This is a genomic window from Actinoplanes sp. NPDC024001, from assembly GCF_040638955.1.
Lineage (GTDB): Bacteria > Actinomycetota > Actinomycetes > Mycobacteriales > Micromonosporaceae > Actinoplanes.
This window is the reverse complement of record NZ_JBEZZB010000373.1, coordinates 1-1407: the sequence shown is the minus strand read 5'-3', so window position 1 is coordinate 1407 and position 1407 is coordinate 1. Positions and strand designations below refer to the sequence as shown.

Genomic DNA, 1407 nt, shown 5'->3' with positions numbered 1-1407 from the left:
GCGGCTACTTATTTACTGGTCGTACGACCGCAGCCCGGCCAGGCTTGGTCGAGGTGACCGGCGGGACACTCTCTTGCGGCTGTCCACCGGCATTTCGGTGTGACTCACACATGGCATGCGCTCTGCCGGTCACCGCGGCGCGGAGTGGCTCAAGAGGGGACTGCCCAGCTCAAAGTAGCGCTGCCCTCCCGCCGACACATTGTCGGCTCGACGGAGGGACAACGATATGGGCCAGGTAGTTATCGGCGTAGACCCGCACAAGCGCTCCGCCACCATCGAGGTCATCGACCAGCGCGAACGCGTCCAAGCCAAGGGCCGGTTCGGCACCGACACCGACGGCTACCAGGCCATGCTCGCTGCCGGCCGCAAACACACCGACCGGATCTGGGCGGTCGAGGGCTGCAACGGCATCGGCCGGCACGTCGCCCAGCGGCTGGTCGCCGACGGCGAGACCGTCTTGGACGTTCCGGCGAAACTGTCTGCCCGCGCCCGGGTGTTCTCCACCGGCCAAGGCCGCAAGACTGACCCGGTCGACGCCCACAGCGTCGCCGTCGTCGCCTTGCGCACCCCTGACCTGCGACAGGTCACCATCGATGACACCACCGTGGCGTTGCGGCTGCTCGTTGACCGTCGCGACCAGCTCGGCGATGCCCGCACCGAGATCGTGTCCCGGCTGCACCATCTGCTGCTGGAACTGATCCCCGGCGGGGCGAAGAAGTTCCTGTCCGCCCAGCAGGCCCGGGCGCTGCTCAACACCGTCCGCCCGCGCGACGTCGTCGGCAAGACCCGCCGCTGGCTGGCCTCCGAACTCATCCACGAACTCGTCACCATCGACAAGAAGATCAAGATCGCCAACGCGGAACTCACCGAACTGGTCTCCTCAACCGGCAGTGAGCTGCAGCAACTGCATGGCATCGGCCCGTCCGGCGCCGCCCGCCTGATCGGCGACATCGGTGACATCAGCCGATTCACCAGCCGCGGCCACTTCGCCTCCTGGAACGGCACCGCACCCATCGACGCATCCTCCGGCGACCAGAAACGGCACCGCCTGTCGCGGGCCGGCAACCGGCGCATCAACCGGGTCCTGCACATCATGGCCGTGGTCCAGCTGCGCAACGACACCGAAGGACGCCGCTACTACCGGCGCAGACTCGCCGAGGGCAAGACCACCATGGAAGCCATGCGCGCCCTCAAACGCAGGCTCTCCGACGTCGTCTACCGGCAGATGACCACTGACGCCAAACGGCTCAGGACGGGCCCGGGAGGACAAGCGGGGGCGACTCTGCAATCCAGCGCGGCCGACCCAAACCCCCAGGCCGACACTTCGGAGAAGTCACTTCCCGGACCCGCTGAAGACCACCATAGAACACCGCTCCTCACCGCCTCTTGACACAGAGGGGCGCCATG

Annotated in this window: 1 protein-coding gene; it reads left to right on the top strand. The window is 67.2% G+C overall.

Features of this window, described 5'->3' with window-relative positions:
- The first annotated feature begins 226 nt into the window (after positions 1 to 226).
- Positions 227 to 1390, top strand: a complete 1164-nt coding sequence (locus AB0F81_RS51260; protein ID WP_360211779.1) for an IS110 family transposase — start codon at positions 227 to 229, stop codon at positions 1388 to 1390.
- Positions 1391 to 1407: the final 17 nt, after the last annotated feature.